Here is a 356-nt window from a genome sequence, read left to right as displayed (position 1 = left end):
GGTGTGTCCATGTGAACCAATCGCAACGGAGTGCGTATGAGCACCAATACCGACAGTATGTGCATGTGCGCCTGCGCTTGCAGCAGTGCCGGACAGCGAGTGGGTATGAGCACCATCTGATGATGTCTTCCCTGCATTACGAGTCTGGCCACTACCGCTTGTTGTGCTCATAATCCCCGCGCTTAGATTTGAAATCGCGGTATAACCATTAGGGAAAATGCTCGTGTTCGTGCCACCAAATGCACCGGAACTCTTGTGTTGGTGCGCACCGGCACTATTTGCGGTCCCGCTAATACTATGGGTATGCGCCCCGGTGTTATTCGTGGATTTGGTTCCGTAATCAAACGACGATGTGG

The 356-nt window shown here is 52.8% G+C and carries 1 pseudogene; it reads right to left on the bottom strand.

Features of this window, described 5'->3' with window-relative positions:
• Window positions 1-356, bottom strand: a pseudogene (locus RTW80_RS27915) (hypothetical protein); the annotation flags it as partial.

This window comes from Escherichia sp. AM3 (assembly GCF_032029835.1).
Lineage (GTDB): Bacteria > Pseudomonadota > Gammaproteobacteria > Enterobacterales > Enterobacteriaceae > Escherichia > Escherichia coli.
This window is presented reverse-complemented; position numbering and strand designations above follow the sequence as displayed.